This is a genomic window from Micromonospora sp. WMMD980, assembly GCF_029626035.1.
GTDB lineage: Bacteria > Actinomycetota > Actinomycetes > Mycobacteriales > Micromonosporaceae > Micromonospora.
This window is the reverse complement of record NZ_JARUBE010000003.1, coordinates 4529006-4553797: the sequence shown is the minus strand read 5'-3', so window position 1 is coordinate 4553797 and position 24792 is coordinate 4529006. Positions and strand designations below refer to the sequence as shown.

Annotated in this window: 25 protein-coding genes and 1 tRNA gene; 11 read left to right on the top strand and 15 right to left on the bottom strand. The window is 74.2% G+C overall.

Annotated elements, in window-relative coordinates; all coding sequences use genetic code 11:
- The first annotated feature begins 105 nt into the window (after nucleotides 1-105).
- Entirely contained in the window at nucleotides 106-588 is a 483-nt protein-coding gene (locus O7618_RS21340; RefSeq protein ID WP_278107899.1) for a DUF2231 domain-containing protein, read from the top strand.
- 24 nt (nucleotides 589-612) lie between these two features.
- Here the strand turns inward: O7618_RS21340 and O7618_RS21335 are convergent, their stop codons facing one another.
- On the bottom strand, nucleotides 613-1257 hold the full coding sequence (locus O7618_RS21335; RefSeq protein ID WP_278107898.1) for a hypothetical protein: 645 nt from the start codon (nucleotides 1255-1257) through the stop codon (nucleotides 613-615).
- A 163-nt stretch (nucleotides 1258-1420) separates the two neighbouring features.
- On the opposite strand from O7618_RS21335, the gene O7618_RS21330 reads away from it, so the two are divergent.
- Nucleotides 1421-1603 (top strand): hypothetical protein, encoded by a 183-nt coding sequence (locus tag O7618_RS21330; protein WP_278110104.1) that lies wholly within the window; start codon nucleotides 1421-1423, stop codon nucleotides 1601-1603.
- A gap of 16 nt (nucleotides 1604-1619) precedes the next feature.
- Here the strand turns inward: O7618_RS21330 and O7618_RS21325 are convergent, their stop codons facing one another.
- The 3 genes from O7618_RS21325 to O7618_RS21315 form a co-directional block, all read right to left on the bottom strand.
- Entirely contained in the window at nucleotides 1620-2102 is a 483-nt protein-coding gene (locus tag O7618_RS21325; protein WP_278107897.1) for a flagellar biosynthesis protein FlgA, read from the bottom strand.
- 443 nt (nucleotides 2103-2545) lie between these two features.
- Entirely contained in the window at nucleotides 2546-2905 is a 360-nt protein-coding gene (locus O7618_RS21320) for an FmdB family zinc ribbon protein (protein WP_278107896.1), read from the bottom strand.
- A gap of 63 nt (nucleotides 2906-2968) precedes the next feature.
- Nucleotides 2969-3616 (bottom strand): 5-formyltetrahydrofolate cyclo-ligase, encoded by a 648-nt coding sequence (locus tag O7618_RS21315; protein ID WP_278107895.1) that lies wholly within the window; start codon nucleotides 3614-3616, stop codon nucleotides 2969-2971.
- Between the two features lie 84 nt (nucleotides 3617-3700).
- On the opposite strand from O7618_RS21315, the gene O7618_RS21310 reads away from it, so the two are divergent.
- The 6 genes from O7618_RS21310 (at nucleotide 3701) to O7618_RS21285 (ending at nucleotide 10025) form a co-directional block, all read left to right on the top strand.
- Nucleotides 3701-5869 (top strand): diguanylate cyclase, encoded by a 2169-nt coding sequence (locus O7618_RS21310; protein WP_278107893.1) that lies wholly within the window; start codon nucleotides 3701-3703, stop codon nucleotides 5867-5869.
- A 9-nt stretch (nucleotides 5870-5878) separates the two neighbouring features.
- On the top strand, nucleotides 5879-6832 hold the full coding sequence (locus O7618_RS21305) for a UTP--glucose-1-phosphate uridylyltransferase (RefSeq protein WP_278107892.1): 954 nt from the start codon (nucleotides 5879-5881) through the stop codon (nucleotides 6830-6832).
- A complete protein-coding gene (gene glp / locus O7618_RS21300) occupies nucleotides 6829-8142 on the top strand; it encodes a gephyrin-like molybdotransferase Glp (RefSeq protein WP_278107891.1) in 1314 nt (437 codons plus the stop codon). Before O7618_RS21305 ends, glp begins: the two co-directional genes overlap by 4 nt.
- A gap of 25 nt (nucleotides 8143-8167) precedes the next feature.
- Entirely contained in the window at nucleotides 8168-8806 is a 639-nt protein-coding gene (locus O7618_RS21295) for a GNAT family protein (RefSeq protein ID WP_278110103.1), read from the top strand.
- 178 nt (nucleotides 8807-8984) lie between these two features.
- Nucleotides 8985-9767, top strand: a complete 783-nt coding sequence (locus tag O7618_RS21290) for a hypothetical protein (RefSeq protein ID WP_278107890.1) — start codon at nucleotides 8985-8987, stop codon at nucleotides 9765-9767.
- Nucleotides 9768-9951: 184 nt separating this feature from the next.
- A tRNA-Ala gene (locus O7618_RS21285) sits at nucleotides 9952-10025 on the top strand.
- A 59-nt stretch (nucleotides 10026-10084) separates the two neighbouring features.
- Here the strand turns inward: O7618_RS21285 and O7618_RS21280 are convergent.
- From O7618_RS21280 to O7618_RS21255, 6 genes are all read right to left on the bottom strand, one after another.
- The gene (locus O7618_RS21280) at nucleotides 10085-10780 is read right to left on the bottom strand and encodes a proteasome protein (protein WP_278107889.1); all 696 of its coding nucleotides are present in this window, start codon (nucleotides 10778-10780) and stop codon (nucleotides 10085-10087) included.
- Nucleotides 10781-10996: 216 nt separating this feature from the next.
- A complete protein-coding gene (locus O7618_RS21275) occupies nucleotides 10997-11461 on the bottom strand; it encodes a hypothetical protein (RefSeq protein ID WP_278107888.1) in 465 nt (154 codons plus the stop codon).
- Nucleotides 11462-11541: 80 nt separating this feature from the next.
- On the bottom strand, nucleotides 11542-12273 hold the full coding sequence (locus O7618_RS21270; protein WP_278107886.1) for a G5 domain-containing protein: 732 nt from the start codon (nucleotides 12271-12273) through the stop codon (nucleotides 11542-11544).
- A gap of 278 nt (nucleotides 12274-12551) precedes the next feature.
- Complete coding sequence (locus O7618_RS21265; RefSeq protein ID WP_278107885.1) at nucleotides 12552-13271, bottom strand: VOC family protein; 720 nt, start codon at nucleotides 13269-13271, stop codon at nucleotides 12552-12554.
- Nucleotides 13272-13401: 130 nt separating this feature from the next.
- Nucleotides 13402-14751, bottom strand: a complete 1350-nt coding sequence (locus O7618_RS21260) for a hypothetical protein (RefSeq protein WP_278107884.1) — start codon at nucleotides 14749-14751, stop codon at nucleotides 13402-13404.
- A 75-nt stretch (nucleotides 14752-14826) separates the two neighbouring features.
- Entirely contained in the window at nucleotides 14827-15483 is a 657-nt protein-coding gene (locus tag O7618_RS21255; protein WP_278107883.1) for a 4'-phosphopantetheinyl transferase superfamily protein, read from the bottom strand.
- A 117-nt stretch (nucleotides 15484-15600) separates the two neighbouring features.
- On the opposite strand from O7618_RS21255, the gene O7618_RS21250 reads away from it, so the two are divergent.
- Nucleotides 15601-15870, top strand: a complete 270-nt coding sequence (locus tag O7618_RS21250) for a hypothetical protein (RefSeq protein WP_278107882.1) — start codon at nucleotides 15601-15603, stop codon at nucleotides 15868-15870.
- Nucleotides 15871-15928: 58 nt separating this feature from the next.
- Here O7618_RS21250 and O7618_RS21245 read toward each other — a convergent pair whose 3' ends face one another.
- The 3 genes from O7618_RS21245 to O7618_RS21235 all read right to left on the bottom strand — a co-directional run bounded on the left by O7618_RS21245 (nucleotide 15929) and on the right by O7618_RS21235 (nucleotide 20051).
- Nucleotides 15929-16702, bottom strand: coding sequence for a peptidase (locus O7618_RS21245; RefSeq protein ID WP_278107881.1), 774 nt, complete (start codon nucleotides 16700-16702; stop codon nucleotides 15929-15931).
- 2 nt (nucleotides 16703-16704) lie between these two features.
- Complete coding sequence (locus O7618_RS21240) at nucleotides 16705-17994, bottom strand: VWA domain-containing protein (RefSeq protein WP_278107880.1); 1290 nt, start codon at nucleotides 17992-17994, stop codon at nucleotides 16705-16707.
- A 380-nt stretch (nucleotides 17995-18374) separates the two neighbouring features.
- Nucleotides 18375-20051: a phospholipid carrier-dependent glycosyltransferase gene (locus O7618_RS21235; protein ID WP_278107879.1), complete on the bottom strand. Its 1677-nt coding sequence runs from the start codon at nucleotides 20049-20051 to the stop codon at nucleotides 18375-18377.
- A gap of 83 nt (nucleotides 20052-20134) precedes the next feature.
- Here O7618_RS21235 and rsmI point away from each other — a divergent pair, with 83 nt between their 5' ends.
- Complete coding sequence (rsmI, locus tag O7618_RS21230; RefSeq protein WP_278107878.1) at nucleotides 20135-20983, top strand: 16S rRNA (cytidine(1402)-2'-O)-methyltransferase; 849 nt, start codon at nucleotides 20135-20137, stop codon at nucleotides 20981-20983.
- Nucleotides 20984-21076: 93 nt separating this feature from the next.
- On the opposite strand, the gene O7618_RS21225 is transcribed toward rsmI, so the two are convergent.
- Nucleotides 21077-21901 (bottom strand): hypothetical protein, encoded by an 825-nt coding sequence (locus O7618_RS21225; RefSeq protein WP_278107877.1) that lies wholly within the window; start codon nucleotides 21899-21901, stop codon nucleotides 21077-21079.
- A 127-nt stretch (nucleotides 21902-22028) separates the two neighbouring features.
- On the opposite strand from O7618_RS21225, the gene metG reads away from it, so the two are divergent.
- On the top strand, nucleotides 22029-23831 hold the full coding sequence (gene metG, locus O7618_RS21220; RefSeq protein WP_278107876.1) for a methionine--tRNA ligase: 1803 nt from the start codon (nucleotides 22029-22031) through the stop codon (nucleotides 23829-23831).
- Between the two features lie 54 nt (nucleotides 23832-23885).
- On the opposite strand, the gene O7618_RS21215 is transcribed toward metG, so the two are convergent.
- Entirely contained in the window at nucleotides 23886-24737 is an 852-nt protein-coding gene (locus tag O7618_RS21215; RefSeq protein WP_278107875.1) for an alpha/beta hydrolase, read from the bottom strand.
- Nucleotides 24738-24792: the final 55 nt, after the last annotated feature.

The window sequence follows — 24792 nt, the reverse complement described above, 5'->3', positions numbered from 1 at the left end:
ACGCCGGATGAACCGGAACGGTTCGCACCGCGTGGACCTCGGTGTGCGACCACGCCGCGTCGTACGCTGACCGCGCCCGAATCCGTCCACTCGCCGGAGGTGTCGGTGTTCAGGGAAGTCAATGGTCTCCCAGGCCACGTTCTGGTCATTCACGCCGTGGTGGTGCTGGTGCCGCTGCTGGCGCTGCTCACCGTCGCGTACGGGGTGCTGCCCCGCTGGCGGCCCCGGCTGGACTGGGCGGTGCTGGCGCTCGCCGTGATCACCCCGATCCTCGCCTGGGTGGCGACGGAGTCCGGCGAGGAACTGGAGGAGGTGCTGGAGTCACGCGGCTACCCGGCCGAGGGGCTCCGGAAGATCCACGAGCACTCCGAGTACGGCGAGACGCTGCTCTGGTTCACGATCGGCCTGGCCGTCGTCGCGCTCCTGCTGGTGCTGAGCACCAAGGGCTACGCCCGCCTCCGCGACCTGCCCCGGTGGGTGCCGATCGCGCTCACCGCCGTGGCGGTCGTGCTCGCCGTGTTCGCGCTGGTCTACGTCTACCTGACCGGCGACAGCGGGGCCCAGACGGTCTGGGACGGCGTCGTCTGACGCCCGCTCGGAAGCCGCTGTCGCTCAGAACAGGATCCGCGAGCAGAGCAGGCACGTCAGCAGCAGCAGCACGACGCCGACGACCGCCCCGATGCCGTAGGTGAGCTGCTGGGCGCGCTGCTCGGAACGGTCCATGGCGGCCATGTCCTGCGGCGGCAGCCGGCGGGGCGGTGGCACCTGCACGTGCACCGGTGGCCGCCAGCCGGGCGGCGGCGGGGTGTTGGGCGGCGGTCCGGCGTACCCGTCCGGCGCCGGGCGGCCGGTGTGACCGGCCGGCGAGGGCCACTCACCGCCGGTCGCGGTCCAGCCTCCGCCCGGTGCGGCCGGGTCCGGCCGGGCCCACGGGCTCTCCGAGGCACCCGCACGCGACCGCGGGCTTGCCGCGTCGAGCGGCCGGCCCTGGGTGGTGCCGGTGTCCGTGCCGGGCGGGTCATTCGTTTCGGCGGGCTCCGGAACGGTCGGGCTCGCTCCCGCCGGGCGCTCGGCGTCGGCGCGGCCGCCTCCGGGGGCCGGCTTCGCTTCCCCGGCGGTGCCCGCGAAGGCTGGACCGGCGCCGTCCGTCCGATCGGCGGCCGGCCGGTGCCGGGCCGGTGCCCCGTCCGCCGCGGCCGTCTGCTCGGGGCGTCGCCAGGTCTCGTCGTCGGAGGTGCCACCGCTCGGCGTCGTCACGCCGACCGACGCTACCAACGCCTCGGCCGGACGGCCGCCCGACGCGGCGAGCGTCGATCCACCGACGGCATCATGCTCGGCCGGCGCGGCGCGGCGCGGCGAGGGCGCGGCGGACCTCGGACGGTCGGAGGGTCGAGGTGGGCGTCCGGCGGCGGTATCGTTGCTGCTCGTGACCGAACCCGGCATCCGGGTCCCGCGCGGCGACGACGACCGCGTGGTCGACCTCAGCGAAGACTTCGTGGTGCTCCCCGAGCAGACCACCGACGACACCGACCGTGGCTGGGGCGAGCGCCCCGGCGGCAGTGACGACTGGCTGCTCGCCGAGCGCCCACCACACTGGGAGTGAGTGGCCGCGGTCGAGGTCAGCCCCGCACCACCACGGCGAAGCGGCTGCCCTCGGGCAGGCCGACGGCGCGCCGGGCCTGCTCCGGTGGGAGCGCGAGGTAGAGCGCCGAGGAACCGTCGACCGCCCCGGTGGCACCCACCACGTCGAGCACCAGCGCCCGCGGGGCGAGCAGGCTCGGGTCGGTCGAGCCGCCGGCCGGCACCACCAGCAAATCGACCCGGGCGCCCGGGCGCAGCACGGCGAGGGCGGCCGGTTCGGCCAGCCGGATCGGCACCCCCACCGCGCCGGCGGGCAGCGTCGGCGACCCGGTGGTGCGCGCCGGGTCGGGCGTCGGGGGAGCGTCGGCCGGGGTCGGCCCGGGTGGGCAGCCGGCCGGGGTCTGCAGCACCGCCGCGGCCAGCCCCAGCAGCACCGCGACCAGGGTCACCCGAATCAGCGCGCGGCGTCGGGGCAGCCCGCGCCAGCGCACCGGTCGCAATGTCGACTCCGCATCCGCCACCGCCGGCCTCCCGCCTGTCCCGCCACCCGACCGTCGATCGGCCCGCCCGTTCCCGGCCCGGCCCGCCCGTTCCCGGCCCGGCCCGCCCGTTCCCGGCCCGGCCCGCCCGTTCCCGGCCCGGCCCGCCCGTTCCCGGCCCGGCTCGGTCCGTCAGCAGGCTAGGCGCGTTCCGCCGCTCCGCGCCGCCCCGCCCACTCGGCCTGTGGATAACCCGCCACCCTGTGGACGGCGAGCGGCCCCGTCCCGCTCAGCAGCGGGCCCGGGCCGGGCGGCTGTCTCCGGGTGCGCTCAGGCCGCCAGCCCGCTCGCCCACGAGGTAGGTGTTAACAGGGGCCCCCGCCTCTACCGAATGCGTTAACCGGGGGCCCCGCCTTGCACCCGGGCGCGAAACGCGAGAAGTGGCCGCCCCGAACCGGGGCGGCCACTTCTCGGAGAGTGCGGAATCAGGAGGAGCTGGCGGCCGAGGCCTTGCCCGCGGTCGAGCCCGAACCGGACCCCGACGAGCCCGAGGACGAACCGGACGACGAGGACGACCCGGACGACGAGGAGTCGGATGAGGACGACGAGGTCGACGACTCGGACTTGGCCGGCTTGTTCGTGGTGCCGGCGGCGTTGTCGGAACCGGACGAACGGGAGTCCGTGCGGTAGAAGCCGGAGCCCTTGAACACGATGCCGACCGAGTTGAAGAGCTTGCGCAGCCGCCCCTCACACGCGGGGCACTCGGTCAGCGGCTGGTCCGAGAAGGACTGCACCGCCTCGAGCTGGTGGCCGCACGTGGTGCAGGCGTACTGGTACGTGGGCACGTTCTCCTCCGGATCTCGGCACGGCCGGTCTGGCACTCGTGGTCTTCGAGTGCCAATGGTGCGTCATCGCACCCGGATTCGTCCAGCGGAAGCGCCCGGTCCCACACCCGGCACCGCGACCAGTCCGTCCCCGGGCGTGATCACGCAGTGCACCGGCCGGTCGTGCGGGTCGGCGGGAACGGCCGGAACCAGTTCGCCGTCGTGCAGCAGCGCCACCGTCGGCACGGTCGCGGGCACCCGGGCCAGCGCCCGGTCGTACGAGCCGCCGCCCCGGCCCAGCCGGACGCCCCGGCGGTCCACCGCCAGCGCCGGCACCACCACCAGGTCCGCCCCGGCCACGGCCGCCCGGCCCCACGGCGGGCCGGTCGGCTCGCGCAGCCCCCGCCCGGCGGCCCGCAGCGACTCCCGGTCGGTGTGGGCGGCCCAGTCCAGGTCCAGGTCGTCGGCGAGCACCGGCAGCAGCAGTTCGGCGTCGTCGGGCAGCGCGGCGCGCAGCACCTCCGGCAGGTCGGGCCCACCGGGCTCCGAGGCGACCGGCACGTACGCGGTCATCCGGGCCGGCCGCAGCCGGCGTACCAGGGACGTCAGCTCGGCCTGCACGGACGCGGCGGCCTCGGCGCGGCGGGTCGCGGACAGCGACCGGCGGGCGGCGAGCAGCGTGCCGCGCAGTTCCCGCTTCGCCTCGTGCACCTCATCCGAAAAATCCGGCACGCAACACTCCTGACGCAACGCTTGTCTACCGGTCGCTCTGTGTCAGCATCGCACCAAGGGGCGCGGAACTTCCGGGGGGAAGGCTTGACGCTACGCGGGCGGTTGACGGTGGCCTTCCTCGTGGTGGTGCTCGGCCCCGTGCTGCTCGGCGCCTTTTTCGTCGGCACCACGTTGAGCGCCGTGGACCGTAGCCGCGCCACCGAACGGCTGGGGCTGGCCGCGGCCGGCGTGCGTACCTCGGTCGACGCCCTCTGCCAGCAACTGCGCGCGGCGGCCGACGCGGTCGCGCTGGTCGCGGACCCGGCGGCCCGGTCGCGCGCCGCCGACCAGGTGGTCGGCCGCGGGCTGGCCGCCGCGGTGGTGATCGCCGACCCGACCGGCCGGACCAGCTACGCCACCGCCGGCGGGCCGCCCGGCCCCTGGCAGGACTGCGCCGGTGCGCCGACCGGCCCGGTTGGCGCGCTCGCCGTCCAGGTCCGGCTCCGCGACCAGGCCGGCGCCGACCTCGGCGCGGTGGCCGCCGCGCAGCCCGTCGACCCGGCCTTCGTGGCGCGGCTCGCGGCCGTGACGGGCGTCGGGGTCACCCTCCTCGGCGCCCCCGGGCGGATCGCCCACACGACCGAGGACCAGGAGGTACGCGCGGCGGTGCTGGCCGCCGCCCGCCGGGTCGCCGGGGACCGGGTGACCGGCGCCGGCGACGGCCGGTACGTGCGCCGGGTCGGACCGTCCCTCGGGCAGCCGCTGCCGCTGGTGCTCTCGGTGCCGGAGCAGCGCCCGCCCGGCCTGTACGGCGCGCTCGTCGCCGCGGTGGTGCTCGCCGCGCTGCTGGCCGTGCTGGCCGCCTGGCGGCTGGCGAGGGTCACCACCCGCCCGCTGGTCGAGTTGGCCGGCGCGGTGGACCGGGTGGCGCACGGTGACCTGACCGCGCGGGTGCCGGTGCGCAGCCGGGACGAGATCGGCCGGCTGGCCGGCGCGTTCAACCGGATGACCCGGGAGACCGGCAGCTACGTGGCGGCGTTGACCAGCAGTCGGGACCAGCTCCGCAACCACCTCGTGGTGCTCGGCGACACCCTGGCCAGCACGCACGACCTGCAACGCATCCTGCGGGTGATCCTGGACAGCGCGGTCGCCGGGACCGGCGCGCGGGCCGGGGCGGTGCTGCTGCTCGACGGCCACGGCGTGCTGGTCGGCCAGTGCGTGGAGGGGTTGACCGGGCGCTGGCCGACCGAGGACCCGGCCGACCCGGCGACGCTGCGGGTGCCGGTCGGCACCGGGGTGGTGGGCGCGGTGGCGGCCACCGGGGAGCCACTGCGCGGCCGGTGGGCCCCGCCGGAGGCGCCGACCGGGGAGCCGACCTGCGAGACGTATGTGGCGGTGCCGTTCGCCGCCCCCGACCCGCGCGGCCCGGAGCGGCCCGGCCACCCGCCGGCCGACGGCGACCCGGCCGCCCCACCCAGCGCCGCGCTCGGCGTGCTGGCGCTCTACGACCGGCTCGGCGGGGACGAGTTCGACGACGACGACCTGGTCATGCTGCGGACGTTCGCCGGGCACGCGGCGGTGGCGGTGGAGAACGTCCGGGTGCACGAGGAGGCGCAGCGGCTCTCCCTCACCGATCCGCTGACCGGGCTGTGGAACTACCGCTACCTGCGCGAGTCGATCCGGCGGGAGGTGGAGCGGGCGAACCGGTTCGGCCGGATGCTCAGCGTGCTCGCCCTCGACCTGGACCGGTTCAAGCACGTCAACGACACCTGGGGGCACGCCGCCGGGGACGCCGTGCTGGTCGAGTTCGCCCGCCGGGTACGCGGCGTGATCCGCGAGGTGGACCTGGCGTTCCGGCACGGCGGCGAGGAGTTCGTGGTGCTGTTGCCGGAAACCGACGCCCGGGGCGCCACCATCGTCGCCGAGCGGATCGGCGCGGTGGTGCGCGACCAGCCGGTGTCGGTCGACGGGCACGGCGACGAGCCGCTGCGGGTGCCGGTGACCGTCTCCATCGGCATCGCCGTCTACCCGGACCACGCCGGCGGCGGTCAGCAGGTGCTCGACGCGGCCGACGACGCGCTCTACGCGGCCAAGGCCGCCGGGCGGGACGGCTACCGGCTGGCGCCCGCCGGGGATCCGGTGCCCACCCAGGAGATTCCGGTGGTGGCGGCCACGGTCACCCCGCCCGACGGGCTGCCGAGGGCCGGCGCGGCGGAGCCGTCGGGCGGCACGTCTTCCGGTCCTCACCCGCCGCGGCAGAGCCGTGGCCGATAGTCTCGCGGCATGTCGGAGCACTCAGCGAACCCCTCAGCGACCGCCGCGACCGGTCGCTCCCGTGCGGTCAAGGCCGTCATCCCGGCCGCCGGCCTGGCCACCCGGTTCCTGCCGGCCACGAAGGCGGTCCCCAAGGAGTTGTTGCCGGTCGTCGACCGGCCGGTCCTGCAATACATCGTCGAGGAGGCCACCCAGGCCGGCATCACCGACGTGCTGCTGATCACCGGGCGGGGCAAGACCTCCATGGTCGACCACTTCGACCGCCGGCCCGACCTGGAGGAACGGCTCGCCAAGAAGCCCGACCTGCTGGCCGCGGTTAAGCGCACCGAGGAGCTGGCCGCGATCTACACCTGCCGGCAGCCGGAGCAGCTCGGCCTGGGCCACGCCGTCGGGTTCGCCGAGTCGCACGTCGGCGACGCGCCCTTCGCGGTGCTGCTCGGCGACGAGTTCGTCAAGCCCTCCGAGCCGCTGCTGCCGGCCATGCTGGAGCTGCAGGCCCGCACCGGTGGGGTGGTGCTCGCGTTCTTCGAGGTCGACCCGGCCGAAACCAGCCGCTACGGCATCGCCTCGGTCGAGCCGGCCGAGTCGGAATACGCCGACATCGCCGAGGTCGTCAAGGTCACCGGGATGGTGGAGAAGCCCAGTCCGGAGGAGGCGCCCAGCAACCTGGCCGTCCTCGGCCGGTACGTGCTCCCGGGGCGGATCTTCGACGCGATCCGGCGCACCGAGCCGGGCAGCGGCGGCGAGATCCAGCTCACCGACGCGATGGAGCTGCTGCGCACCGAGGGCGTGCCGGTGCACGCCATCGTCTACCGGGGCACCCGCTACGACACCGGCATGCCGCTCGGCTATCTCCAGACCGTGGTCCAGATCGCCGCCGAGCGCGAGGACCTCGGCGCCGAGTTCCGCAAGTGGCTGGCCGAGTTCGTCAACACCGACGCGTCCGGCGGTGCCGATACATGACCGCGACGGCCGACGCCGAGGCGGCCGCGAACGAGTTGACGCCGCTCGCCGACTACCTGGGCAGCGTGCTGCGCAGGTTACGCGCGCTGCCTCCGCTCGACCTCGACCTGACCCAGGCGTACGGCAACGTGCTCGCCGAGGACGTGGTCGCCCCGCACTCGTTCCCCGCCTTCGACCAGGCGGCGGTGGACGGGTACGCCGCGCGTTGGGAGGACATCTCCGGAGGGAGCCGGGGGCCGGGCTACGTCCCGGCCCCCTCCGGTATGCCCGGCGGGCGCAGCATTCGGCTCAACGTGGTCGGCGACCTGGGCGCGGCGAGCTGGCGGCCGGTCCGCCTCACCCCCGGGGCGTGCTTCTCGGTGGCGGCGGGCGCGCCGCTGCCGATCGGCGCGGACGTGGTGGTCCCCGTGGAGTGGACCGACCAGGGCATGGCCGCCGTCGAGATCTTCCGCGCCCCCAAGCGCGGGTACGGCCTGCGCCGCGCCGGGGAGGAGTTGGTCGCCGGCACGCTGCTCGCCCGCGCCGGAGCGTACGTCTCGCCGGCCCTGGTGGCGGTGTTCGCCGCCACCGGCATCGGGCACGTGGTGGTGCGACCCAGTCCCCGGGTGGTCATCGTGGCCACCGGCGACGAGCTGGTCGACGTGGGCCGGGGCAGCCAGCCCGGGCAGGTGGTGGACACCAACTCGCACGCGTTGACCGCGGCGGCGGCCGAGGCGGGCGCGCTCGCCTACCGGGTGGGGATCTGCGACGACGACCCGGAGGCGCTGCGCGGCCTGCTGGAGGACCAGACGCTGCGGGCCGACCTGATCATCACGACCGGCGGCACCGGCACCGGGCCGGGCGACATGGTCCGCCGGATCCTGTCCCGGCGCGACGGCGGCCGGGCCGGGCCGGTCACCTTCACAGAGGTGGCCCTCTATCCCGGAACGGCGCTCGGGTTCGGTACGGTCGGCGCCGAGGAGGTGCCGGTGGTCTGTCTTCCTGGTGAGCCCGGCGCGGCGTTGATTGGTTTCGAGGTGCTGGCCCGCCCGGCCATCCAGTTGCTGGCCGGGGCCGAGCCGGTGTTCCGGCCGAGCGTGCGCGCGCACCTGCTGGAGACCGTCTCGTCCCCGGTGGGGCTGCGCGAGTTCCGCCCCGCACACGTGGCCGAGCGGCGCGGCGGCGGCTACACCGTGCAGCCGTTGACCGGCGGCCCGTTCACGCTCTCCGGCCTGGCCGAGGCGAACGGCCTGCTGGTGCTCGGCGAGCGGGTCACCACCGCGGCGGCCGGCTCCACCGTGGATGTTCTGCTGCTGGACCGGCGCCGGTGAGCGCGATCGGAAGGTTGATCCGGTGATGTTCCGGCGGGCGCCGGGGTGGCCGGCGGTGCTGGTGGACGGCCCGGTGGTGCTGCGGCCCTACCGGCGTTCCGACGCGGTGGCCTGGTCGACGATCCGGCGGGCCAACCGGGAGTGGCTGGCCCCGTGGGAGTCGCACGTGCCGGGCGGTTGGGACGAGACGAACTCGCCGGCCGCGTTCCGCCTGGTCCACGCCGACCAGCGGAAGTCCGCGCGCACCGGTGACGGCATGCCGTTCGCGGTCTGCCTGCGCTCCGAGGGGCAGGAGCGGTTGGTCGGCCACCTCAACGTGGGCAGCATCGTGCGGCGCGCGTTCTGCTCCGGGTACGTCGGCTACTGGGTCGACTCCCGGGTGGCCGGGCAGGGCGTGATCCCGACCGCCGTCGCGCTCGCCGTGGACCACGCGTTCGGCGCCGGTGGCCTGCACCGGATCGAGGTGAACATCCGGCCGGAGAACGTGCCGTCCCGGCGGGTGGTGGAGAAGCTCGGCTTCCGCGAGGAGGCCTACCACGTGCGGTACATGCACATCGACGGTGCCTGGCGGGACCACATCGGATATGCGATGACCGGTGAGGAAGTGGCCGCCGAGGGCGGGCTGCTGGCCCGTTGGCACCGCGTACGTGACAACCGGCGCTGACCCTTCCTCTGGTGACCGACCGGCGCGGCGCACGGTGAACCGGGTCGGCGGCCCGTAACCTCAAGTAACTGCAAGCTGTGGCAAGCGCTGTCCGCCCGCATGATGTGCGCCGTTAACGAGAGTCGACGGAAGAAGTTGCGGCTGTGCGGCGCTCGCCCCGAACTTGGTGACGGGAGGGGTGAGGGTGCCGACGTCGGTGCTCCTCGCCGTCCTCGCCGCCGCCGGGCTGCTCGCCCTCGCTCCGGCGCTGGTCCGCCGGTACGACGCCACCGAGCGGCTGGTGGCGGAGCGGGCGCAGTCGACGGCGCGGGTGCTCCAGCGCGAGCGTCGTCGCCGCACCGTGCCCGGACGACGCCCGCTGCACCCACCGCGGGCGCTTGTCGTCACCTTGAGTGAGGACGCCGACACGGGTGGTCTTGCCCGACCGGTTTCCGCCCCGCCCGTCCGGCGGCGCTCCGGCCGACTCCGACCCGTTTCGGCGGTCCCGGCGCAGTCCCGCCGACGGCACCCGCGCCGACGCCGGCACACCCCGGCGGTCTACCGCCGGCGTCGGGTGCTCGCCGCGCTGCTCCTGCTCAACCTGGTCGAGTTGGGCGGCGTGATGCTGGTCGGCCCGGGGTTCTGGATCAGCGTCTCGGTCACCGGCGCGCTGCTCGTCGCGTACGTCGTACACCTGCGGCAGCGGGCGCTGGCCGAGCGCCGGCGGCGGCGCGCGGACGCCCGGGAGGCGGCCTGGCTGGCCGCCCGCCAGGCCGAGGTGCGCCGCGAGCAGGCCCGGCGCGCGGCGGCCCGCCGGGAGGCGCAACGCCGGCTGGCCGCCCAGCGGGAGGCGGTCCGGCGTACCGCGATGGGCCTGGACCGCCCGGCGGACCTGCCGCCCGCCGCCAGCGGCGGCTCGGTCTCCTACCGCCGGGCCGGCGGCCTGCGCGGCCGCCCCTACCAGTCCGGCCGGGGTGCCTGACCCTCGTGATCGACTCCAGCCCGGCGAGGTGGCGGTGTTCGAGCCCGGCGGGCCCCGCCACCGCCCCGGGGTGGCGCCGTCGGGCGCGGTGGGGCGGTTCGCGTGCCGGGTGCCCGACCTGTTAGCCTTGTCGCCGACCCGCCCGGTGAAAGCCGGGTGGGATCAACGCCGGTCCGCCGGCGGAGGGGCTGTGGCGCAGACCGGTAGCGCACCTCGTTCGCATCGAGGGGGTCAGGGGTTCAAATCCCCTCAGCTCCACCCAGTTCAAAGGCCGTCTCCCCGGGTTGGGAGACGGCCTTCTTCGAACCTGTGCGGCGTCAGTCGAACAGCCGATCGAGCGCTTCCTCTTCCAGGTCGCGCCAGCGCTGGGCGTCCTTCAGCGCCTTGGTGATCTCCTTCTCGTCGAGGTGGTGGGCACCCTCCTCGCGGATGCACGCGACGCTGAACGGACCGCCGACCGACGGCGAGGTCCGCTCCAGCGCCTCCAGCACGCGCACCACGCCCACCACGCCGAACTCGACGGGGCGGGTGGTCATCCGAAAGTGGGACAGCAGCGCGCCGGCCTGCTGCGCCATGGGCGCACCGGAGCCGATGGCGTGGAAGCCGACGTCCTCGTAGCGACCGATGAGCCCGTTGGGGTTGATCTCCACGATCCACGGTGCGCCCTGGCTGTAGCCGGCCGCGAGCAGGTAGGCCGACACCCCGCCGCCGCTGCCCTCGCCGGGTACGTCCGGAATGTAGTTCTCGTAGTGCTTCTTGAAGACGGGCAGGACGCGCTCCTGCAACTCGCCGCCGATGTCCGGTGCTTCGAGGATGGCGGTGGCCGAGTCCTGGAGGAGGGGGCGCAGGTCGTTGAGTACTCCCCGCGCGCCGCTGCCGCCCCAGGCCGCGCAGGAGCCCAGCGGGTGCAACTTCTGGGCGGGGAAGCTCAGACCGCGGCCGCTCTCGGTGATCTGGGAGTCCGCGCCGATCACCACCCCGTCGCTGCAGACAACGGCGAGTACGACGGTCATGGAGAGCCTCCTGAGCAGGGGGTGAGGGGTCGGGCGCGAGGTACCCGGCCGTCCGCCCGCCTACACCCCGACGCCGGCGCGTCCACCGGGTCACCCAGACGTCCCACCTCCGGAGCGGCACGAAGCTGACCGTCTCACCCGGTCGGGCGGCACCGTCACCGGCACGGTGAGCTGACACCTGCGCGGCTTCCCGGCAGCGGGGCTTGCCGGGCGCGGTCAGGCGGGGCGCAGGTCGGTGACCATGACCGGATACGGGCCGGCGGGCGCGTCGGGCTCGGCCTGGTCGGCCGGAACGACGTTGTCCATTCGCATCCGCAGGCGGCCCGGCCCGTCGGTCTCGAACACGATCCGCCAGGCCCAACCGCCGCCGTACTCGCCGCTCAGCTCGACCGGGCTCGCGTCGTCCGCCGCGCCGGTCAGCGACATGGTCGTCGGCTGCTGGTGCCACGAGTCGCCCCACCAGGCCACCAGCGAACCCGGCGACTCACCCGCGGCGATCAGCACCAGGCCGTCCTGCGGGCCGTCGTCCGGATGCACCCAGGAGTAGGCCACGGTGGTCAGATGACCCCCGGCGGCGGTCGCGACGGTCAGCGTCGCGGGCGACTCGACGAGCGGGTCGGCGGGCATCAACCGGAAGCCGTTGGTGCCGACCCAGGAGCCGGTCACGTCCGCGAGAACCATCGACCCAGCATAGGTGTGCGCGGGACGCACCACCGTCCGCGACCGACGTGCTCGAACGCCGGGTGGGTGGCACCGGTCCCTCAGTCGTCGCACCCGATTCCGTCGCCGTCCCGATCCAGGTCGTAGATGTCGCTACCGATGACGCGGACCGGACCGTCCACGTACGCCGGACCGTTGCCGCTGCCGCCCGAGCAGTCGACGTCGCTCGCGATCGGTACGCAGGCCCCGCTGTAGTTCGGATCGCAACTGCGCGTCTGCTTGGTGCCGACGGCCACGACCTGTGCGACGGGCTGCCTGGTGACCACCGAGCGGATCAGTTTTTTCGCGGTCTGCACCCCGTCGGTGACCGTCACCTGATAGGTGAGGGTGCGAACGCCCGCGACGCCGCGGATGCGCACCTTCTTCGTCCCGCGCGCCAGGGTGGCGTCCTTCACCGTCCTGGTGGGGTAGGCGATCCTCGTAGTCGAGGAGACGGTTCTGATCTGAACCTGGGGTGGCGGGGACGCGCTCCGGCTCGACTCGGGCGGCGACGCGGGCGGCGCCGGGGCCGAAGCGGTCGGATCCACGATCGCCGGCGCGGGCGCGGCAGCCTCGACAGTCCTCGTCGCCGACGTGGCCGGAGCGGCGCCCTTCTTGCCGGGGGCGGCCGGGGAGTCGCTGCCCGCGCCGATCGCCACTCCGCCGCAGCAACAGAGCACCAGCACGCCGGCGGACACGACCGCGACCTTCGCGCCGCCGGAGAGCCGACGCCACCTCGACTGTTGCGGCGTGGGGTGCGCCGACCCGGCGGGAGCCGGTGATGGATACGTCACGCGCTCCAGTCTGCTTGCGTTCTCAACAGTTGCCAGCGGTCGACCGGAGCGCTCCGTGGCGACAGTTCGGCAACCAGCCATGACGATGGTGGCGGTATTCGGACCGACCGATGAGAGCCGCCGCCGCCCCGCCGAGCACAGGCGACGGTTCGGCCCGAGCCACGACGGCCGGCGGTCCCGCAGAGGCCCACCCGTTCGGCCGCCCTCGCGAGATCTTGGTAGTTCTCGGCCCCTCCGTGGGCCGTGTCGTACCAAGATCCTCGGGGGAGCGGCGGGATTCAGCCGGCCGGCAGCGCGGCGGACAGGTCGGCGGCGTGCTGGAGGGTGTCGGCGAGCCGCTCGCGTGGCTCCTCGCCCAGCGGCACCGCGCCGGCCCGACGCAGCAGGTCCCGCGCCGCCTTCGGCTCGTCGAGCAGCAGTGCCAGCTCCGCGCGGTAGACCAGCGCCTCCACCTGGACGGCGGGATCGTCGGCGGCGTCCGGCCGGGCCAGCGCGCCGTCGAGGATCTTCGCGGCCTGCCGGGGATTGCCCCGTGAGTCGGCCTGCACCACCGCGTTCCGCAGCGCCCGGGCCAGCCCGGTGGGGTCCTCGTCGGCACCGGGCGTCCTGGTGCGGGCTACGAACCGGATCCAGTTTCCGCCGGGGTCGACGATGCTGAAGCCGGTGTGCCCGTGGTCGTTGCCCCGGGCCCGGGGCCGGGTCATCCGGGGCACCCCGGAGACGAGCACCTTCCCGTACGCGGCGCGCAGGCCCGCCGCGAAGGCGCGGTGGAGGCCGACCAGGTCGTCCACCACGACCAGGCAACTGCCGTACGAGTCGGCCGGGTCGAACTCCGGCATGCCGAAGAAGTGCAGGTTCAGGTCCTCCCGGCGGAGCGCCAGGTAGGGGTTGGGGCGGGCCTGCCGGTGCGTCACCTCGAAGCCGAGAGCCTGGTAGAAGGGTGCCACGTCGTCGAGGAGCCGGCAGGGCAGCAGGGGGATGGTGGTCTCGTTCGCCATCGTTCGAGCCTGCCGGTCGTCGGCCGGCGCGCGCACATGGAAAGGCCCGAACGGCGCGGCGGGACCGTCCGAACGGCGAGGGGGCCGGTCCCGGGCGGAACCGGCCCCCTCGTGCGGGGTCGCGCGGGCGTCAGGGCTTCCAGGACCCGGCGGTACGCAGGTGGTGCTCGTACTCGACGACGCCGCTGCGGTCCTTGACGTCGAAGATGAGCTGGCCGCTGCGCTTGGAGCCGGCCGGCAGGTTGTTGCCCGAGGTCATCAGCTTGCCGCAGCCGGAGAACGCGCCGCCGATGCCGCTCTCCTCGGTGCCGTCCGCGCCCTTCCAGGTGAAGAAGAACGGGTTGATCGAGCCGATGCCCTTGGTGACCTCGGCGGTCACGTCGGCGATCAGGAACATGCCGTTCTTCGGGCCGGGCATGAACTCCCGGCAGGCGGCGTCCTTGGTGCGGAAGTTGCCGACCGTGATCTCGATGGTGCCCTCATCGTCGTTGATGATCAGCTTGTCGCCGGCCGGCATGTTGAACGTCTCGTTGTCGGTGGTGCCCGGCTGCGGCGTGGCGGACGGCGCACCGGTCGTCGGGGCGTCGACCGGGTCGCTGTAGGTGATGCCCGGCGTGGGCAGGTTGTCGATGGCCTCCTGGGTCTTCTTCGCCCCGCTGTAGATGGCGAAGATGCCGCCGCCGCAGCAGAGCAGCAGCAGGACCGCCGCCACGATGCCGATGGTGAGCCAGACGTTCTTGTTCGACTTCTTCGCCGGCGGCCCGAACGGCTGCGCCGGCGGCGGGTACGGCCCGGCCGGGTACGCGTCCCCCGGCGGGTACTGCCCGGGCGGCGGGTAGGGCGCGCCCGAGGTGGGCGGGTACGGCGGCTGCGCCCCGCCGGGCGGCGGGTAGCCGCCACCCGCGGGCGGGTACGAGTCACCCGGCGGCGGGTAGGAGCCGCCGGCGGGCGGGTAGGAGCCGCCGGCGGGCGGGTAGGAGCCACCCGGCGGCGGGTAGGAGCCGGCCTGCGGGTACGGGCCGCTCGGCGGTGGGTAGCCGCCGGCCTGCGGGTAGTCCCCTCCCGACTGTGGCTGGCCGCCGCCCGGCGGCGGGTAGGGCGCGCCCGAGGTGGGCGGCGCCGGCGGGAAGGCCGCCGTGGACGGTGCCGGCGGGAACGCCTCGGTCGGCGGCGCGGGCGGGAACGCCTCGGTCGGCGGTGCCGGTGGAATCGCCTCGGTCGGCGGCGCGGGCGGGAACGCCTCGGTCGGCGGTGCCGGGAAGGGCGTGCCCGAGGTGGGCGCCTGCGGCGTCCCGGAGGCGGGGGCCCCGGAGATCGGCTGCTGCGGCGCGCCCGAGGTGGGCTGCGCGTCCGGGGCGGGCTTCGCCCAGGGGCTGCCGGACACCGGCTGCATCGGCGCGGTGAAGAACGCCTCGGTCGGCGGTTCCGGCGGCTGCTGGTTCGGGTCCTGCGACCCGGACGGAGGCTGAGGGTGGCTCACCGTACTCCTTGGGCACCTTCGGGATTTTCAGTCGGAACGACGGTACAAGCCGGAGGCAACCCGGCCGTCAGGCCCTCACCGGTGTGCCAGGACGGCGGCGGTGCGCACCAGGTCGTCGTCCACCGCGAACCGTCCGGTCACCGACGACGGCGGATCGGGCACCGGAGCGGCGGCGAGCCGGGCCGGTGCGATCTCCGCGTGGAACGTCCCCGAGTCGGGGTCGAGCGTGACCCGGGCGTCCGGGAATCCCAGCCAGGTGCCGACGAGCGGGTACCAGACCTTGTAGACGGTCTCCTTGGCGCTGAACAGCACGGTGGGCCAGGGCGGACCGGACGGCAGCCGGGCCAGGTCCGCCTCCTCGTCGGGGCGGCACACCTTCCGGCGTACCCCCTCGGAGAGTCGGCGGTGCCGCTCGGCGTCGATGCCGACGGCGCGCAGGTCGGCGGCGTGGGCGACGGCGGCCGCGCAGTAGCCGTCGGTGTGGGTGATCGCACCGACCACGCCGGCGGGCCAGACCGGGGCGCGGTCGGTGGCGGCGGGTACCGGCGTGACCGGCAGGTCGAGCGCGGTGAGGGCCCGGCGGGCGCACACCCGCCCGGCGGTGAAGTCGCGCCGGCGGCTGGGCACCGCGCGGTCGCCCAGGGCGGCGCGCTCGGCCGGCAGCAACTCGCCGGACCAGTCGGCCGGGCCGGCCACCGCCACGGCGACGATGGGCGGCAACAAATCACGCACGAGCGTCGGTGGGTGACGGGAACACGCGGTGACCGTACCGTAACGCCCTAGCGCGATGTGGCGCTGAAGGAACGTTGCGGGGGGAGGCAGTGTCGACATCCATGGAAGGAGTGGCCGATGACCCCCGGTGCGGAGGCGTCGGAACCCCGGTCCGGCGAGCACGTCCCCGTGACGCCCGACTGGACCTGCGGTTCGTGCGGCGACGACTGGCCCTGCGCCACGAAACGCCGGCACCTGCTCATCGAGTACCAGGTGGACCGGGCGTCGTTGAGCGTCTATCTCGGTTCCTGTCTGGCCGCCGCCACGCAGGACCTGCGTTGCGCACCGGTCACCGCGTTGCAGGACCGGTTCATCGGCTGGGTGCCGCGCGGTCCGCGTCCGCTCTGACCCGCCGGCGCTTCCGGTGGCCGCCGCGTCGGGTTCGCGGCGACCACCGGTCGCGGTCTCAGCGGCGGCGGGGCCGCCGGGTGAGCGCGAAGCCGACGACGCCGGCCACGGCGGCCAGCACACCGCCGACGCCGGTCCAGACCCAGCGCGAACCGGCCTGGGGCAGCCAGCCGGTCAGGTCGGTCTTCTCCTCGGCGACCGGTTCGGGCGTCGGCTCGGCGGCCAGCACCGTCCCGGCCCGGGTGTTCGGCACCAGCGGCGCCGCCAGCTCACCGTCGTCGCCGGACCCGCCGCCGGCGTCGGCGGCGCCGACCACCAGGTCCACGTCGATCGGCGCGCCCAGGTCGGGCTCGGGCAGGTCGGTGACGGACAGCCGGACGTAGTAGGTGCCGGGCAGCGGGTCGCCCGACCACGGCTCGGCCCACGGCCGCACCCGACGCAACGTGCAGCCGAGCGTCACGCTGGTGGCCGTCGCCTCCGCGGTCGGTGTCTGCGCGCCCGCCGTGCAGGCCTGCCTGCGACGCAGCCCGTCGAACACGTCGACGGTCCAGGTGGACACGCCGGAGCGCGGCTTTCCGAAGGTGACGGTGACGCCGACCTCGTGCACCTGCCCGGCGTCGGCCCGGAACGACCAGTAGAGGTGGTCGCCGGTGGAGGCGCCCACCCGCACCGGTTGGCCGGCGGCGATGGTGGTGGCGGTGAGGAACGACGTGCCGGCCTTGGCCACGGTCGTCGCGCCCGGCGAGGGGCTCGGTGCGGCGAGGGCGGCGGTCGGGGCGAGGGCGAGGCCGGCGGCGACCGTCGCCGCCGCGGCGCGGATCAGGGTACGCATCCTCAGTTCTCCCTCCAGGTGGCGACCCACCAGCGGGTGAGCAGCCCGGCGACCAGCCCGGTGACGAGGCCGGCCAGGGTGAGCAGGAGCAGCAGGGCCCAGCCGCGGCCGAGGTCCGGCCCGTCCGGCGCGGGGGAGGCGGCGACCACGTCCACGGTCAGCTCCACCGGCATGCCCGGCTCGGCCCGGGTGCCCGGCCGGGCCGCGAACGAGTTGCTGACCACCAGGCAGACGGTCCGGGCGGCCCGCGTACCGCTGGGGGTCGGCTCGGGGGTGGCCGCTTCCTCCTCCTCGGCGGCCGACCAGCGGAGGCCGGCGGAGACCACGTCGGTGCGTCCGCTACCGGCGTCGACGCCGCGGACCAGTTCCCGCCCGTCCGGCGCGGTGGCGCGCAGCAGCACGCCGTAGTCGGGGTTCACCGGCCGGTCCAGCGCGACGCTCACCGACGCGCGCAGCTCCTGCCCCGGGCGCACCGGCACCCGGTACCAGCGGTGCTCGGAGAAGGTCTCCCGGTCGGTGTAGACGCCGGGCGCGAGCAGCGGGGCGCCGTCGCACGCCGCCGTGCCGCCGACCACCGCCGGGGTGGCCGTGTAGGTGTCGCGGGCCCGGTCGACCAGCTGCTTGATCCGGCCGGTCAGCTCCTCGGCGCTCTGCGCCGCGGTGTAGGTGCCGCCGGTGGCGCCGGCGATGCAGAGCAACTGCCGGCGCACCTTCTCGTCGGGGGCGAGACCGAGCGTGTCGACCACCAGCCGGGTGCCCTGGGCGGCGAGTTCCCGGGCCACCTCGCACGGGTCGGGCGGGGCGCAGGTGTCCTCACCGTCGGTGATCAGCACGATCCGGCGGGCGGTGCTGCCGGTGCCCAGGTCCTGCGCGGCGGACCGCAGTGCCAGTCCGACCGGGGTGAACCCGGTGGGACGCAGTCCGGCGACGGCGGCCTTGGCCTGGGTGCGGTCCACCGGCCCGACCGGCACGATCTGCTGGGTGTCCCGGCAGCCCTGCTTCTTGTCCTTGCCCCGGTAGGTGGCGCCGAGTACCCGGATGCCGAGCTGTGTCTCGTCCGGCAGGCCGTCGACCACCTCGTTGAACGCCTGCTGCGCGACGGAGATCCGGCTGCGCCCGTCGATGTCGCGGGCCCGCATCGAGCCGCTGACGTCGAGGACCAGCTCGACCTTCGGTGGTTCGGCGGCGGGTTCGGTGGTCTCGTCGTCGGCCCCGGCGGGGCTCGGACCGATCAGCGCGGTCGCCGCCAGCAGTCCCCACAGGACGGCCGTCGATCGTCTCTTGTTGATCACCGGGCGAAGTGTAGTGAGATCCACTTTGGAAGATCATCCGGGTCGGGCCCCGGCCGGGCCGGCCGGGGCCCGACCCGAGCGGTGATCCCGCCGGACCCGTCATGTTCCGGCGGGATGACCCACCGTTAAATGCATGATGTAAACCTTTCGGGGGGTGGCGCGTCGGTCGGAAATCTGACCCAGCTGCACCCGTTGTGCGGCTGGCACACTGTGGTTAAGCTCTGTCTTGCACGCCCCAATCGCCCGCTTCCCCCGTGGCAGGCGATCGGGGCGTGCTTTTTCGTGCCCCGACGGGCTCGAACGCCGCGGCCGAGTGATCGCAACCAAATAACCGGCCCGGCGGGGAGATCCCCGCCGGGCCGTGGTGCGCTCGCCCCCGCCTAGATCCAGCGACCGTCCAGCCACATCCGGGCGGACCAGTCCACGTACGGGAGGATCCTCCCCACGAAGATCGGATAGAAGTAGCCGAAGCAGAGCGCGACCAGCAGCACGTAGGCGCCCGCGATGATGCCGCCCACCAGGCGACGGTCGTTCGCCTGCTCGGCGGTCGGCGGTGGGGCGGAACCGGTGACCGGCGCGGGCGTGACGATCGCGCCGAGCACGTAGACCACCGCGAGCACCAGGAACGGCACCGCCGGCGCGGCGTAGAAGGAGAACATCGTCCGGCCGTCGAGGGCGAACCAGAACCAGGGCAGCAGCCCGGCGGCGGCGCTCAGCAGGATCGCCCCGGCGCGCCAGTCCCGCCGGGCCAGGCCCAGCCAGGCCGTCGCGGCCAGCGCCGGCAGGAACGACCACCACAGCAGCGGAGTGCCCAGCAGCAGCACCTCGGAGGCGCAGCTCGACGCGCCGCAGCTGCCGTCACCGTTGTAGGCGAACGCGACCGGCCGGCCCAGCAGCAGCCACTGCCACGGCCAGGACTGGTATTTGTGCGGGTCGTCGAGCTGGGTGTGGAAGCCGTAGGCGGCCTTGTGGTATTCCCACAGGTTGATCAGCGGACCGAGGAACGGGGTGTCGCTCAACCCCGGCACGTTCGGGTAGCGGCTGGCCAGCCGGTAGTAGCCCTCGTCGCTCAGCAGCCAGCCCGACCAGGTGGCCACGTAGGTGACCACCATCAGTGCGCCGGCCGCGAGCAGCCAGGGCAGCTCGTCGAGCACCGCGTCGCGCCACGGCCGGCGGACGCCGGACGAGCGGCGGACGCCGACCTCCCAGAGCAGCACCAGCAGCGCGAACGCCGGGACGAAGTAGATCCCGCTCCACTTCACCGAGCAGGCGCAGCCGAGCAGGACCCCGGCGGCCAGGCGCCACCACGGCCAGTTGCGCCAGCCCCCTGCCGGTCGCCCGGCGCGCCCCGGCGCCGTCGGGTCGAGGCCGTCCGCCAACGCCCGGGCCCAGCGTCGCCGCCGGGCGTCCCGGTCGAGCACCAGCGCGCCGAACGCGGCCAGCACGAACAGCAGCAGGAAGATGTCGAGGATCGCGGTGCGGGACAGCACCAGGTGGAAGCCGTCCAACGCGAGCAGCAGGCCGGCGGCGCAACCCAGCGTGGTGGACCGGAACATCCGCCGGCCGATGCGCACCAGCAGCAGCACCGACAGCGTGCCGCAGACCGCCGCGCCGAAACGCCAGCCGAACTCCGGCGCGGTGGTCATCAGGTGCCCGGGCACCGAGACGTTGGTCTCCGCGTCCTGGTAGCCGAAGGCCCACTCGCCGATCCCGATCAGCCACTTGCCCAGTGGCGGGTGGACCACGTACGACGGGCCGTTGTCCTTGTAGTTCCACTCGACGCCGCGGTCGATCAGCCCGTAGGCATCCTTGGCGTAGTAGGTCTCGTCGAAGATCTTGCCGGACGGATGGCTGAGCCCGACGAAGCGCAGGATCGCGGCGATCCCCACCACCACGGCGGTGGCCAGCCACGCCTGCCCCCGGCCCAGGTGGTCGTCGACGGTGGCGAGTCGCCGCCGGACCGCGGCCGGGATCCCGCCGCCCCCGCCGTCGTCGGTCGGCGAGCCGGCGGCCCGGTCGGTGGTGGAGGGCTCCTGTGCTGTCGACGCACTCGTCACCCGGCGATCGTAGGCTGCGAGGGTGCCCGGTGGCGTCCGTCGTCCCCGAAATTGGTACGACCATCGATGAGGGAGCGCGCACCGTGGGGGAAATGTCCGAGCTAGGGCGGTTGGTGCTGCTCGGTGCGCCGCTGGGCAACCCGGCCGACGCCTCCACCCGGTTTCGCGAGGTGCTCGCCACCGCCGACGTGGTCGCCGCCGAGGACACCCGCCGGCTCACCCGGCTGGCCCGCGACCTCGACGTCACCGTCGCCGGCCGGATCGTCTCCTACTTCGAGGGCAACGAGGAACGGCGCACCCCGGAACTCGCCGACGTGCTCGCCGCCGGCTACACGGTCGCCCTGGTCACCGACGGCGGCATGCCGAGCGTCTCCGATCCCGGCTACCGCCTGGTCCGCGCCGCGCTGGAGGTCGGCGTCCCGGTCACCGCCGCGCCGGGGCCGAGCGCGGTCACCACCGCGCTGGCGCTGTCCGGGCTGCCCTGCGACCGGTTCTGCTTCGAGGGCTTCCTGCCCCGTACCCCCGGCGCCCGCCGCTCCCGCCTGCGCGCGCTCGCCGGCGAGGAGCGCACGCTGGTGCTCTTCGAGGCGACGCACCGGATCGGCGGGGCGCTCGCCGACCTGGCCGATGCCTTCGGCCCGGACCGGCCCGCCGCGCTCTGCCGGGAGCTGACCAAGACCTACGAGGAGGTGGTCCGCCGGCCGCTGGGCGAGCTGGCCGAGTGGGCCGCCGCCAACGAGGTACGCGGCGAGATCACGCTCGTCGTGGCCGGTGCGCCGGCGACGCCGGCGGTCCGCCCGGACGACGACGCGTTGCGTGCCGCGGTGGCCGAACGCGAGGCGGCCGGCGCGTCGCGGCGGGACGCGATCACCGAGGTCGCCACCGCGTACGGCCTGCGCCGCCGCGAGGTCTACGCGGTGGTGCACCGCTGAGGTGTGCAAGGAGGGGCCCCCTGTTAACACCTCGGTGTGAGAGGGGGCCCCTTCTCTACCGGAGGCGTTAACAGGGGGCCCCTCCTTACCCGCTCACCAGGCGGCGGCGAGGAAGCCGACCGTGATGAGCAGCGGGCCGGCCAGCGCCAGTCCGACCGCCCAGCGTCGCTGCCGCCGATCCGTCAGCCGGGTCGCTCCGGTCCACCTGGCGATCCCCGCCGCGCAGCCCACCACCAGGGTCAACCCGAGCAGCCAGCGCAGGTGCCGGCCCACGCCCCGGTCCGCGTACGCGGTGACCCCATCCGGGCCGGTCATCCGGGCCGGCAGCGTGCTCCCGGTGGCGGTCCGTCCCGCCGGCACGCCGCTGACCCGGACCCCCTGGGCCTGGAAGCGGTCGTGCTCGGCCTCGAAGATCCCCCGGCAGCGCTGCGCCAGCCCGCCCCCGGCGCACTCGGTGATCATCACCGTGCCGCCGGTGGAGTGGCCCACCGCCAGCCAGAACGGGCCGGCGCTCACCCAGGCGAAGAACGCGGCGAGCAGGCTCAACGTCAGCAGCACGGTCAGCCCGACGGGCGGGTCCGGCGGGTGCACCGGGCGGGGCGGCGGGCGCCGGCCCGGCGCGTCCACCGCGCGCGGGCGCGGTTCGTCGCGCAGCGGCGTGCCGTCCCAGTGCACCTCCTCGATCGGCGCCCAGCCGGTCGCCTCGTCGCCCGCCCGGGCGGAGCGCCGCTGCCAGCGCGGCTGCCGCACCGGCACCCGTCGGGGCACGGCGTCCCGCGGCGCGCCGGTGGTCGGCTCCACCTCCACCGGCGGGTCGGCCGGGTCCAGCCGGGGCTGCGGGGCGACCGGAGCGCCGGGTGCGGCCCGCGCGGCCGCGGCCGGCTCGGGTGCCGCTGGTCTGCTGGTCACGACGTTCATTGGACACCGGCACGCCGGGCTCGTCGGGCAGCTCAAGCCGCGTGTCGGCGACAAATCGGGCGTACGACGGCGGCACCCGCCCTATTGGTTCGCGGGGCGCCCACGGCAATCACTAGTCTTGACGCTCATGAGTCACGTTCTCGCCGCGGTCGCCTGGCCCTACGCCAACGGCCCGCGCCACATCGGCCACGTATCCGGATTCGGCGTTCCCTCCGACGTCTTCGCCCGGTACATGCGGATGGCCGGCCACGACGTGCTCATGGTCTCCGGCACCGACGAGCACGGCACCCCGATCCAGGTGCAGGCCGACGCGGAGGGGGTGACCCCGCGCGAGCTGGCCGACCGATACAACCGGGTGATCGCCGAGGACCTGCGGGCGCTGGGCCTGTCGTACGACCTGTTCACCCGCACCACCACCCGCAACCACTACGCGGTGGTGCAGGAGCTGTTCACCGGGCTGCACCGCAACGGCTACATCGTCGCGAAGGTCACCACCGGGGCGATCTCCCCGTCCACCGGCCGCACCCTGCCCGACCGCTACATCGAGGGCACCTGCCCGATCTGCGGCTACGACAGCGCGCGCGGCGACCAGTGCGACAACTGCGGCAACCAGCTCGACCCGATCGACCTGATCGACCCCAAGTCGAAGATTAACGGCGAGACGCCGGAGTTCGTGGAGACCGAGCACTTCTTCCTCGACCTGCCGGCCCTGGCCGACGCGCTGCGGCAGTGGCTGGACACCCGGGAGGGCTGGCGGCCCAACGTGCTCCGGTTCTCCCGCAACCTGCTCGACGACCTCCAGCCCCGGGCCATCACCCGGGACCTGGAGTGGGGCGTGCCGATCCCCCTGGCGGGCTGGCAGGACCGGTCGGACAAGCGGATCTACGTCTGGTTCGACGCGGTGATCGGCTACCTGTCCGCGTCCATCGAGTGGGCCCGGCGCACCGGCGACCCCGAGGCGTGGCGGAAGTGGTGGTCGGCGGACGGCGAGGGAAAGGACGCCCGGGGCTACTACTTCATGGGCAAGGACAACATCGTCTTCCACTCGGTGATCTGGCCGGCGCTGCTCGGCGGCTACTCCGGCGAGGGCGCCCGCGACGGCGAGCCCGGCGAGCTGGGCCGGCTCAACCTGCCCACCGAGGTCGTTTCCAGCGAATACCTGACCATGGAGGGTCGGAAGTTCTCCTCCTCCCGCAAGGTGGTCATCTACGTCCGGGACTTCCTGGAGCGCTACGACGCCGACGCGCTGCGCTACTTCATCGCGGTCGCCGGCCCGGAGAGCAACGACACCGACTTCACCTGGGCCGAGTTCCTGCGCCGCAACAACGACGAGCTGGTCGCCGGCTGGGGCAACCTGGTCAACCGGTCCGTCTCGATGGCGGCGAAGAACTTCGGCGCGATCCCGCCGGTCGACCCGGCCGGGCTCACCGACGCCGACCGGGCGCTGCTGGACACCGCGAAGGCCGGCTTCGGGGTCGTCGGCGACCTGATCGCCCGGCACCGGCAGAAGCAGGCCATCGGCGAGGCCATGAAGGTGGTCGCCGAGGCCAACAAATACCTGTCCGAGCAGGCGCCGTGGAAGCTCAAGGGCGACGACGACAAGCCGCGGATGGGCACCATCCTGCACGTCGCCCTCCAGGTGGTCAGCGACGCCAACACGCTGCTCACCCCGTTCCTGCCGCACTCCGCGCAGCAGATCCACGAGCTGCTCGGCGGCACCGGGGTGCACGCGCCGATGCCGGTGATCGAGGAGGTCGACGACCTCGACGGCGGGCCGGCGTACCCGGTGCTGACCGGTGACTACACGGTCGGCGCGCGCTGGGAGTCCGTACCCCTGGCGGTGGGCCGGCCGCTCGCGGCGCCCAAGCCGGTGTTCCGCAAGCTCGACCCGTCCATCGTCGACGAGGAGCTGGCCCGCCTCGCCGGGTGACCACCGACGCGGCGGCGGCCCCGGGGAACCCCCGGGGCCGCTCGTCGTTCCGGGTCAGGCGGTGGCCATGCTCGGCTTGCCGATGAACTCCATGATCGCGTTGTTGACCTCGGTCGGGTGCGTCCACGGCGTGCCGTGCGGCGCGCCCTTCAACGTCACCAACTTGGCGTCGGACAGCATGTTCACCAGCCGCTGACCCGTCTTCGGGTACGGCAGCACGTTGTCCTTGTCGCCCTGGACGATCAACACTGGGACGTCGATGTTGGGCAGGTCACCGCGGAAGTCGGTCTGCCAGGCGTCCACCGAGTCGTGGGTGCCCTTCGCCGACGCCTGCGCGCCGATCTGCCAGTGCGCGTGGTACGCCTCGTCGCTGACCAGCTTGCCCCGGTTCTCGCTGGCGTTGAAGAACGCGTCGCAGAACTGGGTCAGGTAGGCGAACCGATCCTGGATGATCGCCTGCTGGAACCCGTCGAACAGGCTCTTCTCGACGCCCTCCGGGTTGTCGGCGGTCTTCAGCAGGAACGGCGCCAACGGGGCCATCACCACCGCGCGGTCCACCCGGTCCGACCCGTAGGCGCCCAGGTAGCGGGTCACCTCGCCGGTGCCCATCGAGTGCCCGACCAGGATCGCGTTGCGCAGGTCCAACTCGGTCATCAACACGTCCAGGTCGGCCGCGAACGTGTTGTAGTCGTAGCCGGACGCCGGCTGGGCGGAACTACCGAACCCGCGCCGGTCGTACGTGATCACCCGGTACCCGGCGGCGAGCAGCGGACCGCTCATCTTCTCCCAGGTGGCCCCGTTGAACGGGAAACCGTGGATCAGCACGATCGGCTGACCGGAACCGTGATCCTCGTAGTACAGGTCGATGGGTGCGGAATTCTCCGTACCGACGGTGACGAAAGGCATGTCGGGATTCCCCCTACGCGTGGGTCTCGGACCCCCGACGCCTTCCCGACCCGCC